The sequence below is a fragment of the Rhodococcus sp. IEGM 1305 genome (assembly GCF_030058635.1).
Taxonomy (GTDB): domain Bacteria; phylum Actinomycetota; class Actinomycetes; order Mycobacteriales; family Mycobacteriaceae; genus Rhodococcus_F; species Rhodococcus_F opacus_D.
Window position 1 is genome coordinate 24,615 of the sequence record NZ_JASHKX010000055.1, and the last position, 13,559, is coordinate 38,173.

At 66.2% G+C, this 13,559-nt stretch carries 13 protein-coding genes and 1 pseudogene; 3 read left to right on the plus strand and 11 right to left on the minus strand.

Annotated elements, in window-relative coordinates; genetic code table 11:
• Position 1 precedes the first annotated feature (1 nt).
• The 11 genes from QM693_RS35565 to QM693_RS35615 form a co-directional block, all read right to left on the minus strand.
• Positions 2-535 carry a carboxymuconolactone decarboxylase family protein gene (locus QM693_RS35565; protein WP_283330980.1) on the minus strand — a complete coding sequence of 178 codons (534 nt, stop codon included), beginning with the start codon at positions 533-535 and terminating at the stop codon, positions 2-4.
• Entirely contained in the window at positions 532-1,368 is an 837-nt protein-coding gene (locus tag QM693_RS35570) for an SDR family NAD(P)-dependent oxidoreductase (RefSeq protein WP_283330981.1), read from the minus strand. The genes QM693_RS35565 and QM693_RS35570 overlap by 4 nt, the downstream gene beginning before the upstream one ends.
• Before the next feature lie 99 nt (positions 1,369-1,467).
• Entirely contained in the window at positions 1,468-2,166 is a 699-nt protein-coding gene (locus QM693_RS35575) for a GntR family transcriptional regulator (RefSeq protein WP_011594949.1), read from the minus strand.
• Positions 2,166-2,879: an urea ABC transporter ATP-binding subunit UrtE gene (gene urtE / locus QM693_RS35580; RefSeq protein WP_283330982.1), complete on the minus strand. Its 714-nt coding sequence runs from the start codon at positions 2,877-2,879 to the stop codon at positions 2,166-2,168. Before urtE ends, QM693_RS35575 begins: the two co-directional genes overlap by 1 nt.
• Complete coding sequence (gene urtD, locus QM693_RS35585) at positions 2,866-3,711, minus strand: urea ABC transporter ATP-binding protein UrtD (protein ID WP_283354645.1); 846 nt, start codon at positions 3,709-3,711, stop codon at positions 2,866-2,868. Before urtD ends, urtE begins: the two co-directional genes overlap by 14 nt.
• The gene (gene urtC / locus QM693_RS35590) at positions 3,708-4,826 is read right to left on the minus strand and encodes an urea ABC transporter permease subunit UrtC (RefSeq protein ID WP_005261082.1); all 1,119 of its coding nucleotides are present in this window, start codon (positions 4,824-4,826) and stop codon (positions 3,708-3,710) included. The genes urtD and urtC overlap by 4 nt, the downstream gene beginning before the upstream one ends.
• A complete protein-coding gene (gene urtB, locus QM693_RS35595) occupies positions 4,823-5,707 on the minus strand; it encodes an urea ABC transporter permease subunit UrtB (RefSeq protein ID WP_005251836.1) in 885 nt (294 codons plus the stop codon). Before urtB ends, urtC begins: the two co-directional genes overlap by 4 nt.
• Positions 5,708-5,751: 44 nt before the next feature.
• The gene (urtA, locus tag QM693_RS35600; RefSeq protein ID WP_283354646.1) at positions 5,752-7,005 is read right to left on the minus strand and encodes an urea ABC transporter substrate-binding protein; all 1,254 of its coding nucleotides are present in this window, start codon (positions 7,003-7,005) and stop codon (positions 5,752-5,754) included.
• A 263-nt stretch (positions 7,006-7,268) separates the two neighbouring features.
• On the minus strand, positions 7,269-8,681 hold the full coding sequence (gene ramB / locus QM693_RS35605; RefSeq protein ID WP_007301354.1) for an acetate metabolism transcriptional regulator RamB: 1,413 nt from the start codon (positions 8,679-8,681) through the stop codon (positions 7,269-7,271).
• Between the two features lie 138 nt (positions 8,682-8,819).
• The gene (gene fmdA / locus QM693_RS35610) at positions 8,820-10,079 is read right to left on the minus strand and encodes a formamidase (protein ID WP_005563337.1); all 1,260 of its coding nucleotides are present in this window, start codon (positions 10,077-10,079) and stop codon (positions 8,820-8,822) included.
• A gap of 21 nt (positions 10,080-10,100) precedes the next feature.
• Positions 10,101-10,460, minus strand: a complete 360-nt coding sequence (locus QM693_RS35615; RefSeq protein WP_283354647.1) for an FmdB family zinc ribbon protein — start codon at positions 10,458-10,460, stop codon at positions 10,101-10,103.
• A gap of 332 nt (positions 10,461-10,792) precedes the next feature.
• Between QM693_RS35615 and aceA the strand changes: the two genes are divergently transcribed.
• The 3 genes and pseudogenes from aceA to QM693_RS35630 all read left to right on the plus strand — a co-directional run.
• Positions 10,793-12,082: an isocitrate lyase gene (gene aceA / locus QM693_RS35620; RefSeq protein ID WP_283330984.1), complete on the plus strand. Its 1,290-nt coding sequence runs from the start codon at positions 10,793-10,795 to the stop codon at positions 12,080-12,082.
• Between the two features lie 119 nt (positions 12,083-12,201).
• Entirely contained in the window at positions 12,202-13,098 is an 897-nt protein-coding gene (locus QM693_RS35625; protein WP_005261077.1) for a 3-hydroxybutyryl-CoA dehydrogenase, read from the plus strand.
• A 123-nt stretch (positions 13,099-13,221) separates the two neighbouring features.
• A pseudogene (locus tag QM693_RS35630) lies at positions 13,222-13,559 on the plus strand (5-methyltetrahydropteroyltriglutamate--homocysteine S-methyltransferase); the annotation flags it as partial.

Consider the following 13,559-nt stretch of genomic DNA (forward strand, 5'->3'; position numbering starts at 1 on the left):
CCTACGAATAGTCGCGTTCGATCCTCAGAGTCCCGATGGTGGTGGCCAGGGCGTCGTACTGGGTCACCAGAAAGCAGAATTCGATCATCCGGCGGTCGTCGAAGTGGGTGCTCAGCGCCGACCACGCGGCATCGTCCAGGTTGTCGGTGGTGACGAGTTGGTCGACGGCGGTGAGAATGGCGCGGCGGCGCGCGTCCCAGCCGTCCGCGGCGGGACCTTCCAGCACCTGTTCGAGGAGCGCCGGGGTGACGCCCGCCCGGCGTCCGAGGCGCACGTGGTGATCCATCTCGTAGCCGCACTTCCGCAGGTGCGCCACGCGAAGGATGATCAATTCGGTCTCGTACCGGGAGATCTGCCCGCCCGGCATCAGCTTGCCGGAGTACTGCAGCCACGCACGGAAGAGGCCCCTCGTGCGGCCCACCGTGCTGAACAGATGAGCGTCCGGCACACCGGCGACACGGGAGATGATTCGCCACAACACCCAGTTGACGGGGCCGAGTTCCTTCAGACGTCCGGGTGGAATGCGTGCGGTCACGCCGCCCCCTCTCCTTCTGCTCGTCCCCTCGTGGGAACGGCTGCGTGCGCGCGTAGTTCGATCGAACGGGTCATCTCCGTGGCCCGAAGTGCGAGCATACGCACAGAATCCGTTCCGGGTACCCGGGACGGTGCGTATATCCGATTCTTCCGTCCCGCGATTGCCCGCTCGAGTGCGTCGACCGCCACCGTGATCGAGGAGGTCCGGGTCAGTGCGCTGCCGCGGGGTGGGGGAACCGCGACGCCGTCGAAATCGATCAGGGTGCGGTCCGTGTCGATCTCGCCGAGCCGGGCGATGCCGACCCGGGTCCCCAGCGATTTCATCTCGTCCCGCAGGGCCTCGCCGAGTTCCTCGGCACCGCCTCTCGTGGCGCCGTGGACACCACGCAGGGGGCTGAACGTCGTCGACGACGCCACGACGAGCGCGTACCCGTTGCGGTGCCCGATGTACGGTCCCGCGGCCCGCAGCGTGTGGTACGTCCCCATCACGTTCACCTCGATGGCATACCGCATCACCTCCGGATCACCCTCGACGATGTGCGCCGGGGGCGTCACGCCCGCGTTGGCGACGACGACATCGAGGCCGCCGAGCCGGTCGGTGAGGTAGTCGAACGAGTCCTCGACGGCTCGCCGGTCGCGGGTGTCGCAGCGACGCCACGGCGCCCGGCCGCACGTGGTGGCCGTCTGTTCGAGGAGTTCGGGTTCGAGGCCGAGCAGCCCGACACGGGCGCCCCGCTCGTGAAGTCGTCTGGCGAGTCCGGCGCCGATACCCCGGGCTGCGCCGGTGATCAGGACGCGGCGTCCGACCAGATTCTCTTCGAGAGTGCGTGACATGAAGCGAGTTCCCAACCTGTGTTACCGAGCGGTAGCAAGACGCTAGCACCCGCTCGGTTCATTGGTGGGAAAAATGTCCAACCGAGTTGGACAACTGTCTCAATCGCGGATCGCCCACGCCATGCGTGCGAGGGAAAGTGCCTGCTCAGCACGCTCGATGACCACCTCACGCGACTCGCTGATGTGCGCGAGCAGCGTGTCGTACGCGGAATCCAGCTTGCCGTCGAGGGCGAGCTCGGCCACCGAGATGTGTTCATCGACGGTCGCGCTCATGCGGTCGGGGGTGAGGTAGTCGAACATCCGGACCGGCCGCACCTTCGCGTTCACGTTGACGAGCGCATCGGACAGCGCCCGGTTGCCCGCCGACCGCAGCAGAACGGTGTGGAACTGCTCGTCGAGCGCCACGAACCCGGCGTCCGGCTCGGGGTTCTCCTTCCGCAACGCGTACCACCGGTCGAGCTCGGGTCCGAGAACGTCCGGGTCGTGCGACAGCGACTCGTCGGCGCGGACCCGGGCGATTCCTTGGAGCTCGAGCGTGATGCGCAGTTCGTACAGTCCGGCCAGCTCGTCGATGCGGGGGCGGTACGGAAACAACCCGCCCACGTCGCGCTGGACGAGTCCGTCGGCGAGGAGCCGGGCCAGGGCCTCCCGCACCGGCGTCCGCGACACCCCGTAGGTGTCGGCGAGACGCTCCTCGCCGAGACGCTGTCCCGGTGGGATCCGGCCGCTCATCAGGTCGGTGCGCAGCGACAGATACACGTGATCGCTGAGGGAGCCGGCCGGTTCTCGGCGTGCCATCAGATCGCCATCGCCGCGCGGACGTCGGAGACCGCGGTACGGACGTCGGAACCGGGTGCGGCGCCACCGGCGCCGGAGGACGTGACCCGCCCCGACTCGAGGACGTAGTAGCTCTCGGCGGATTCGAGAGCGAACCCGATGTGCTGTTCCACCAACAGGACTCCGAGTCCGCCGCGGCGGGTGAGTTCCATGATGGTGCGCTCGATCTCGGCCACGACGGACGGCTGAATGCCTTCCGTCGGTTCGTCGAGGATCAGCATCTTCGGTTCCGTGATCAGGGCCCGCGCGATGGCAAGTTGCTGACGCTGCCCACCGGAGAGGAGACCGGCACGCCGGTCGAGCAGGCCGCGTAGAGCCGGGAACAGATCCAGCACCTCGCCGACGAGTTCCTTTCCGCGCTTGCGGCCGTCGGCCACCACCTGAAGGTTCTCCGCGGTGGTCAGCTGACCGAACGACTGCTGGCCCTGCGGCACGTAGGCGAGGCCGCGCGCCACCCGGGCGCTCGGCCGCAACGCCGTGACGTCCTCGCCGTCGAACAGCACCCGCCCGGAATCGACCTTGATCAGTCCGACCGCCGCCCGCAGAAGCGTCGTCTTGCCCGCTCCGTTGTGTCCCATCACCGCGGCCACACCGTCCGATGGGACCGTCAGCGAGACTCCGTGGATCACTTCGGTTCGGCCGTACCCGGCCCGGATGTTCTCAAGCTCGAGCATCGCTGTCCTCCTTCGAAACCTCGGGCTGCAGTTCGGGGGCGGCACCGGCCGCGGCGGTCCCGAGGTACACCTCCTGCACCCGTGGATCGGCCTGCACCTGCTCCACGGTTCCCTCGCTCAGCACCTTCCCGGCGTGCAGCACGGTCACCGACGTCGCGAACGCGCGCATGAAGTCCATGTCGTGCTCGACCACCACGACGGTCCGCTCACCGCCGATGCGGCGCAGCAGGTTTCCCGTCTCGTCGCGTTCCTCGTGGCTCATGCCGGCCACCGGCTCGTCCAGCAGCAGGACGGAACAGTTCTGCACCAGCAGCATTCCGATCTCCAGCCACTGCTTCTGTCCGTGCGCGAGGATTCCGGCCGGGGTGTCGCGCAGCTTGCCGAGACCCGTGACGTCGAGCGCCTCCTCGATGGCAGGGAGCACCGTCTTGCGTCGGCGCAGCAGTGTGAGCGCCGACCGGCTTGCGCCCGCCGCGATGTCGAGGTTCTGGAGAACCGTCAGCTCCTCGAACACGCTCGCGGTCTGGAACGTGCGGCCCACACCGAGCCGGGCGATGCGGTGCACCTTCTTGCCGATCAACTCGACACCGGACTTCGTGACCGATCCCGTCGCGGGGACGAGCCCGGTGATGGCATCGACGAGAGTGGTCTTGCCGGCGCCGTTGGGACCGATGAGGAACCGCAGGTCGCCCTGCATCAGGGTGAGGTCGACGCCGTCGACCGCCTTGAAGCCGTCGAAGCTGACCCGAAGGTCCCGGACCTCGAGGTACTCGCTGGACATTCCGGCGTTGCCGCCGAGCACCGGCTCCTTGGCCGTGGCAGGAATCGTCATCGGGCCATCTCCATTCGTTCCGTCGGCTCGGTCTCGTCTTCCGGTCCGGGCGGGGCAGGTTCGTCGGAGGAGGCCTTCTTCTTCCGCTTCAGCAGCGCGAACAGCCCCGCGACACCGGCCGGGAAGAAGCCGACGACCACGATGAACAGCAGACCCTGCGCGTACGTCCAGCCGGACGGGAACGACTCCGAGAACGCGCTCTGCGCCCACGCCACCCCGATGGCGCCGAGGACCGGGCCGAGGAGCGTGGAACGTCCGCCGATGGCCACCCCGATCAGGAACGCGATCGACGGGACGATCCCGACATCGGCGGGGGAGATGATGCCGACGATCGGAACGAACAGCGCGCCGGCGAGGCCCGCGAAGAACGCGGCCGTCACGTAGGCGACGAGTTTGATGTTCGCCGGGTCGTACCCGAGGAAGCGGACGCGCTCCTCCTGATCCCGGACGGCGACGAGCAGTTCGCCGTAACGGCTGTTCATCAGCTGCCGGGTGATCGCGACCACGGCCAGCAGCACGCCGGCGGCGATGAAGAACAGCATCTGCTTGTTGGCCGGATCGTTCAGGTTGAAACCGAAGAACGTGCGGAACCGGTTGAGGCCGTTGCTTCCTCCGGTGCTCTGCTGGCCGACCAGCAGGATGGCGAATGCGGCGGCGAGCGCCTGGCTGAGGATCGCGAAGTAGGCGCCCTTGACGCGGCGCTTGAACACCCCGAGCCCGAGGACGAACGCCACCAGCGCCGGGATCAGCAGGATTCCCAGGATCGTCACGATCGGCGACGTGAACGGCACCCAGTAGCCCGGCAGCTCCCGGATGCCCGCGATCTGCATGAAGTCGGGCACCGTGTCTCCGCGGAGTTCGGCGTCGGCGATCTTCAGATGCATCGCCATCATGTAGGCACCCAGCCCGAAGAAGACACCCTGGCCGAGGGTGAGCATGCCGCCGCGGCCCCACGCCAGGCCGATACCGACCGCGACGATCGCGAAGCACAGGAACTTGCCGAGCAGACTCAGCCGGAAGTCGCTGAGAACCGCGGGGGCGACGACGAACAGAAGCAGCGCGGCCAGTGCGAATCCCGCCCACGCGCGGTAGCGGCCACTCGTCAGGATGCTCATACGAGACTCCTCGTCTTGACGGCGAACAGGCCCTGCGGCCGAACCTGGAGGAACACCACGATGACCACGAACACGATGACCTTGGCGATCGACGCCGTGGTCGAGTACTCGACGAACGAATTGAGGATGCCGAGTGCGAACGCGGCGATCACCGCGCCCTTCATCTGACCCAGGCCGCCGACCACGACCACCAGGAACGCGTCGATGAGGTAGCTCTGCCCGATGGTCGGACTCGTCGAGCCGATCAGGGTGAGCGCCACACCGGCGACACCCGCCAGACCGGAACCGATGAAGAACGTCGTCACATCGGTTCGGCGACTGGAGATCCCGCTCGTCTCCGCGAGGTCGCGGTTCTGCACGACGGCGCGGATGCGGCGTCCCATCGGGGACTTCTGCATCGCCAGCGACAGCGCGACGACGGCCACGACGGCCAGCACCAGGATGAACAGGCGCGTCTTCGGCACCACCGCGCCCAGGATCTCCACACCACCGGAGAGCCACTCCGGTGCGGCGACGTTGACGGCGGGCGCACCGAAGACGTCCCGTGCCAGCTGCTGCAGGATCAACCCCACACCGAACGTCACCAGCAGCGTGTCCAGCGGCCGGTGGTACATCCGCTTGACGAGGGTGACCTCGAGGAGGACACCCATCGCGCCACCGACCACGAAGCCGACGAGCAGAGAGATGAACAGAGAACCGGTGGCGCTCGATACCACCTGCTGCACCACATACGCCGTGTACGAGCCGGCCATGATGAATTCGCCGTGGGCCATGTTGATGACGCCCATCTGGCCGAACGTCAACGACAGCCCCAGCGCCGCGAGCAACAGAATCGATCCGATACTCAATCCGGTGAACAGCTGTCCGATCACTACATCCATCGATGTATGTCCTCTCTCTTCCCTCGTGCTCGTCGGACCGTGTTCTAGCTACCCAGCGACTCGGCCCACGGGTAGGACTTCAGGTACGGGTCCGGCTGGATCGGTGTGCCCGAATCCCAGACCGTGTAGATCAGGCCGTCGTTCCGGATCTCACCGATGCGCGCGGTCTTGGTGATGTGGTGGTTGGACCCGTCGATGGTGACCAGTCCCTCCGGGGCGGCGAACGTGACGCCGTCCGCGTTGGCCTGGATGTCCTTGGTGGCGAAGGAGTTCGCCTTCTCGACGGTGTTCTTCCACAGGTACACGGACGTGTAGGCGGCTTCCATCGGGTCGGACGTCGGCTTGTTCGCGCCGTACCGGGCCTTGTACGCGTCGACGAACTTCTTGTTCTCCGGCGTGTCGATGGTCTGGTAGTAGTTCCAGGCGGTCAGCTGGCCCTCGATGTTCTGGACGCCGATACCGCCGACCTCCTCCTCGGCGATCGACACGGAAACGACGGGCATGTCGGCGGGCTTCAGGCCGACGTTCGCGTACTCGCGGAAGAACGCGACATTGGAGTCGCCGTTGAGTGTGTTGAAGACGGCGTCCGCATCGGCGGAGCGGACCTTGTTGACGATGGTCGAGAAGTCGGTGGAGCCGAGCGGGGTGTAGTCCTCACCCTTGATCTCGATGCCGTTGGCCTCCGCGTACGCCTTGATGATGCGGTTGGCGGTCTGCGGGAACACGTAGTCACTGCCCACCAGGTACAGCGACTTGACGCCCTTCTCCTTCAGGTAGTCGAGTGCGGGCACGATCTGCTGGTTGGTGGTGGCCCCGGTGTAGAAGATGTTCTTCGAATCCTCGAGGCCCTCGTACTGCACGGGGTAGTAGAGCAGCGAGTTGTTGTCCTCGAACACGGGCAGCATCGCCTTGCGGCTCGACGACGTCCAACCGCCGAACACGGCTGCGACGCAGTCACTGCTGATCAGCTTCTCCGCCTTCTCGGCGAACACGGTGGGCTCCGAGGCCCCGTCCTCCGCGACGATCTGGATCTTCTTGCCGAGCACGCCGCCCGAGTTGTTGATCTCGTCGACCGCGAGCGCGATCGAATCCCGGACGGTCACCTCGCTGATGGCCATCGTGCCCGACAGCGAGTTCAGCGACCCGACCTTGATCGTGTCTCCGGAGGTGTCCACACAGGACGCCGCGGTGGACTCGCCGACCGTGTCGGACGCCTTGCTGCCACAACCGGTCAGCACGAGCCCGATGGCGGCGAGCGCGGTCGGTGCAGCGAGGGCGCGCTTGGAGAAGGTGCGCATGTACGGGCCTTTCCGTCGGAGGATTTGGGGACCTCCGCAACCCGGGACATGTATCCGCCCCACGTATACAGAGGTGTATTCGTGGGGCGAACATTAAGCGGCCGTTGTTGCGCCTGAATGTCTGGCGGTGACGTGTTCGTGACGCGAATTACGGTTACGTGAACAACCGCTCACAGCGCTCCCGGCGGGGCCGGAGGCTGCTGCCGCTGCGGCCAATGTGACACCGGTTCAGTCGGATTGAACCGATGTGACACAAGGGCGAGTCAGCGGATCAGGTACGGGGAGACCGAACTCTGGTGCTCACTGATGTCGAGTTGCTTGCCGAGCGGCGGGAACGCGCGCTGCGGGCAGTTGACGCGCTCGCACACCCGGCAACCGGCGCCGATCGGGGTGCCCGGGTTGGAATCGTCGAGGTCGAGACCGTCGCCGTAGACGAGCCGGTGGGCGTGCCGGATCTCGCAGCCGAGCCCGATCGCGAAGATCTTGGCCGGCTGGCCGTAGCGCTGGGCGCGACGTTCGACGGTCCGGGCGATCCACAGATACCGGCGGCCGTCCGGCATCTGCGCGATCTGGTTCATGATCTTGCCGGGGTACGCGAACGTCTCGTACACGTTCCACAGAGGGCACGTGCCGCCGCTGGTGGAGAAGTGGAACCCGGTGGCGGACTGCCGCTTCGACATGTTCCCGGCCCGGTCGACGCGGACGAACATGAACGGAACGCCGCGCAACTTCGGACGCTGCAGCGTCGAGAGGCGGTGGCAGATCGTCTCGTAGCTCACCGAGTAGAACGCGGACAACCGCTCGATGTCGTACCGGAAGTCCTCGGCCACGTCGTGGAACTGGCCGTACGGCAGCACCGTGGCCGCAGCGAAGTAGTTGGCCAGCCCGAGCCGGGCGAGCGCCACGGACTCGTCGCTCGTGAAGCCGCCCTCGGCCACCAGCTTGTCGAGCAGGTCGCCGTATTCGAGGAACGCCAGCTCGGTCGCGAACTTGAACACCTGCTGGCCGCCCGACAGGTGCGGCGAGATCTCCAGCAGCCGGGATTCGGGGTCGTACCGGTGCAGGACGTTCTCGCCCAGGTCGATGCGCTTGACGATCTGCACGTCGTGCACGGTCTGCAACCTGCGGGCGATCTCACCGCCGACGTCGCCGCGGTGGAATCGCATGCGCGCGGTCAGTTCCTCCGCCGCCGTGTCCAGTTCGTGCAGATAGTTCTGCCGCTGATAGAAGTAGTCGCGGACCTCTTCGTGCGGCATCGTGATCGAGCCGCTACCACTGCCGTCGCTGTAGCGGTCCTCAGTGGCGAGAGCCAGCTGCGCGGTGGTGTTACGGAAGCGGCGGTGCATGTTGACCATCGCCTTCGCCAGGCCCGGATGCGACGCCACCATCTCCGCGATCTCCTGGGCGTCCGCGTCGATGCCCATCTCCTGGTCCAGCGCCACCTCGCGCATCTCCGCGATCAGGCGAGTGTCGTCCTGGGATGAGAAGAACGTGGTGTCGACGCCGAACACCTCGCTGATCCGCAGCAGCACCGGCACCGTCAGCGGCCGCACGTCGTGCTCGATCTGATTGAGGTAGCTGGCGGAGATCTCCAGCGTCTTCGCCAGCGCCGCCTGGCTCAGTCCACGCTCGGTTCGGAGCTGACGCAACCGGGTGCCGACGAAGGTCTTGGACATACGGCAATGGTACCGGCGCAGGTCAGATGTGCGAACGGAACCTTCGCAAGATTTACTCGCGCGGGTCGGGACACGGTGACGCGGGGCGAATGTACCTCTGGGCGCACTGGAGGCGCTGAAAGGTACATTCGCCCGCGCTCAGGCCTTGTTCTCCGAGCGCGGCGCGCCGACACCCGGGTCGATCTGGAACGGACCCGACGCGGACGGTGCGACGGGGAAGTCGAACATCGCCGTCGGCAGGTACACCGTCGAGCAGGAGTTCGGGATGTCCACCACCCCCGACAGCCGGCCCTCGATCGGTGCGGCGCCGAGGAGGAGGTAGGCCTGCTCGGGGCTGTACCCGAACTTGGTGAGGTAGTCGATCGCGTGGAGACAGGCCCGCTGATACGACAGGTGCGAGTCGAGGTACTTCTGTTCCCCGTCGAGGGTGACGGACGTTCCGGAGAACGCGAGCCACTCCGAGTACTGCGGGTCGGTGTTGCCGGGCATGAAGATCGCGTTCTCGGACACGCCGTACGTGTCCATGCCGCCCTTGATGATGTCGACGCGCAGGTCGATGAAGCCACCCATCTCGATGGCGCCGCAGAACGTGATCTCGCCGTCGCCCTGGGAGAAGTGCAGATCGCCGACGGACAGGTTCGCGCCGTCGACGAACACCGGGTAGAAGACGCGGCTGCCCTTGGTGAGGTTCTTGATGTCCTGGTTGCCGCCGTTCTCGCGTGGGGGCGCGGTGCGGGCGGCCTCGCCGGCGACGCGGTCGAAGTCGGCGCCCGACAGGGACCCGAGGACGGCGTCCTGCGGTTCGGGCGGCAGGGCGAGTGGGGGAACCCGGCCCGGGTCGGTGGCGATGAGCGCGCCCTCCCTCGCGTTCCACTTCGACAGGAGGGCGGCCGACGGCGCGGTGCCCATCAGTCCGGGGTGGACGATGCCGGTGAACGAGACGTGCGGGACGTGCCGCGACGTGGCGGTCTGACCGGAAAAATCCCAGACGGCCTTGTAGGCGTCGGGGAACTGCTCGGTGAGGAATCCGCCGCCGTTGTGGCGGGAGAAGATCCCGGTGTACCCCCATCCCTGGCCTGCCAGCGGGCCGGAATCCTCCTGGGGGATCGGTCCGACGTCCAGGATGTCGACGATCAGCAGGTCGCCGGGCTTCGCGCCCTCCACGGCGAACGGCCCGGACAATGTGTGGACCGTGGTGAGGGGCGCGTTCAGGATGTCGTCGGCGGAGTCGTCGTTGTGGATGGCGCCGTCGAACCATTCGCGGCAGTGGACGCGGAAGGAGTCGCCCGGTTTCACCGTGACCGCGGCCGGGATGTCGGGGTGCCAGCGGTTGTGGCCGACGATCGCCTGATCGGTGAACTTCTTCGAGGAATCGAGCGGAAACAGCAGTTCGGGCATGTGCGCTCCTTCGGTGACCGGTCAGGGACGAGGAAGTCGGCGGTGCAGCGGATTGCTCGTGACGGGTGAACGCCCTCCCGTGGTCCGGGGCGGCGGACCGGTGACGACGTCCGGTTCGTGAGCCGACCTCTTCGTGCTGTCGAGGAGGTTCATCGCGGACGACGATCCGTGTCCGAGTCGCGGTGAGGACACGCGCCGGACGGCGACGCGGTCGCACCGCGGGCAGCGGGTGGTGCCGGGTACGTCGGCCATCGGGAACGACTGCTCGAACGGGCCGCAGTCGGCGGCACATCGGAATTCGTACAGCGGCATCGTGGTGCCCTTCGCCGGAGGAGACCATTCGAGGTCACGGTAACCGACCCGATTGGTGATTGCAGTCACAACGGGCGGGTCGACGGTTGTGCCGCGGTGGGAAGGCGAGGGTCGCACGGGCGGAAATATCTGTGTACGGCGAGTTGCGTGCATTTGGTTCACCACCTGCGGCTTTTTGCTACTGGCGAGTATCTTTCCACTCCGATCGGGCAGGTATGGCGCCGAACTTTCTTAACAGTATTTGCAAGGTGTTGTGAAAAGCTAGCCAAGATTGGCATTAGCAACAGGTAGACGGCACTTTTTGCTTGTGTCATTCTCGGTAAGTACATACGAAGGGCCTGGCAAGGATGTGAAGCAGTACATCCGTACCGGACCAGCAGATCGAAGAGAGTGGAGTCTTGATGTCGACCACCGGCACCCCGAAGACCGCAGCTGAAATCCAGCAGGATTGGGACACCAACCCGCGCTGGAAGGGAGTAACCCGCAACTACACGGCGGAGCAGGTCGCCAAGCTCCAGGGCACCGTTGTCGAGGAAGCCACCCTCGCCCGCCGTGGTTCCGAGATCCTCTGGGACCTCGTGAACAACGAGGACTACATCAACTCGCTGGGTGCCCTCACGGGTAACCAGGCCGTGCAGCAGGTCCGCGCGGGCCTCAAGGCCATCTACCTGTCCGGCTGGCAGGTCGCCGGCGACGCGAACCTCTCAGGTCACACCTACCCGGACCAGAGTCTCTACCCGGCCAACTCGGTGCCGCAGGTCGTGCGCCGCATCAACAACGCGCTGCTGCGCGCCGACGAGATCGCCAAGGTCGAGGGCGACACCTCCGTCGACAACTGGCTCGCCCCGATCGTCGCCGACGGCGAGGCCGGCTTCGGTGGCGCTCTGAACGTCTACGAGCTGCAGAAGGCCATGATCGCGTCCGGCGTCGCCGGTTCGCACTGGGAAGACCAGCTCGCGTCGGAGAAGAAGTGCGGCCACCTCGGTGGCAAGGTCCTCATCCCCACGCAGCAGCACATCCGCACCCTGACCTCGGCGCGACTCGCGGCCGACGTGGCCGACGTTCCGACGGTCGTCATCGCGCGCACCGACGCCGAGGCCGCCACCCTGATCACCTCCGATGTCGACGAGCGCGACCGCGAGTTCCTCGACGGCACTCGCACCGCCGAGGGCTTCTACGGTGTGAAGAACGGCATCGAGCCCTGCATCGCTCGCGCCAAGGCCTACGCGCCGTACTCCGACCTCATCTGGATGGAGACCGGCGTGCCGGACCTCGAGGTCGCCAAGAAGTTCGCCGAGTCCGTTCGCAGCGAGTTCCCGGACCAGCTGCTCGCCTACAACTGCTCGCCGTCCTTCAACTGGAAGGCGCACCTTGACGACGCGACCATCGCGAAGTTCCAGAAGGAGCTCGGCGCGATGGGCTTCAAGTTCCAGTTCATCACCCTCGCCGGCTTCCACTCGCTCAACTACGGCATGTTCGACCTGGCCCACGGCTACGCCCGCGAGGGCATGACCGCCTTCGTCGACCTGCAGGAGCGCGAGTTCAAGGCCGCCGAGGAGCGTGGCTTCACCGCCATCAAGCACCAGCGTGAGGTCGGCGCCGGCTACTTCGACCGTATCGCCACCACGGTCGACCCCAACACCTCGACGGCTGCTCTGAAGGGCTCCACCGAAGAGGGTCAGTTCCACTGAGCCTTGTTCCCCAAGGCTTCGACCGATCACGGTTTCACCTGATCAACCCGACCCCGGGGAGGGGCCTGTAACAGGGCCCCTCCCCGGGCGACGACTCCACTAGACGAAAAGGAGCTGACGTGACCAGCGAAAAGATTCAGCGCGTCGGCGTGATCGGCGCCGGGATCATGGGTGCCGGAATCGCTGAGGTGTGTGCTCGCGCGCACGTCGACGTTCTGGTGTTCGAGCAGACCCGCGAGCTTGCGGCGGCGGGGCGTTCGCGCATCCTTCGTTCGCTCGACCGCGGAGTGAGCAGCGGCAAGATCACCGAGCGGGAACGTGAGCAGGCCGCCTGGCGGCTGCGGTTCACCTCCGATCTCGGTGATTTCGCGGACCGGCAGCTCGTCGTGGAGGCCGTCGTCGAGGACGAGAAGGTGAAGAGCGAGATCTTCACCGAACTCGACCAGGTCGTGACGGATCCGAACGCCGTACTGGCGTCCAACACGTCGTCGATCCCGATCATGAAGCTGGGCATCGCCACGAAGTCCCCGGAACGGGTCATCGGGATGCACTTCTTCAACCCCGTTCCGGTGCTCCCCCTCGTCGAGCTGGTGACCACGCTCAAGACGAGCAAATCGGTGTCCGAGCGGGCCGAGGCCTTCGCCAGCGATGTGCTGGGCAAGCAGGTCGTCCGTTCCGCGGACCGTTCCGGGTTCGTCGTCAACGCCCTTCTGGTGCCCTACCTGCTCTCCGCGATCCGCATGGTGGAGTCCGGGTTCGCCACCAAGGAAGACATCGACAAGGCAACGGTTCTCGGCCTCGCACACCCGATGGGTCCGCTCGCGCTGACCGACCTGGTGGGCCTGGACACGGTCAAGTCCATCGCCGACTCCATGTACGAAGAGTTCAAGGAGCCCCTGTACTCGGCGCCGCCGCTGCTGCTTCGCATGGTCGAGGCCGGGTTGGTCGGCAAGAAGTCCGGTGCGGGCTTCTACGAGTACGGCGACAACGGTCGTGCCAGCAAGAAGGCCAGCTAGTAGGTAGGTAGGCGACTACACCTGTGCGCCTTTCACGACCACTGGCGGTTGTGAGAGGCGCACAGGTGCATCGAGCCCAGAGGCATTCTCAGCCACTGGACTGAGCCCAGAAAGGTCGACCGCATGTCCAGCACCGCAGCATACGGATCCAGCATCCTGGGGTATCCCCGCATCGGACCCCGCCGCGAACTCAAGCGTGCCCTCGAGTCCTACTGGCACGGCACGAGCACGAAGGAAGAACTCGTCGCCGTCGCCCGGGACCTTCAGGAGGAGACGTGGAGTGAGCTCGCCGCGACCGGTCTGACCCAGGTCCCGGGCAACACGTTCTCCTACTACGACCACGTACTCGACAACGCGCTGCTGTTCGGTGCCGTGCCCGAGCGGTTCAAGCCGCTCGAGAGGCAGCTCGATCCGCTGGACTTCTACTTCACGCTGGCGCGTGGCCGGCCGGACTTCCCGCC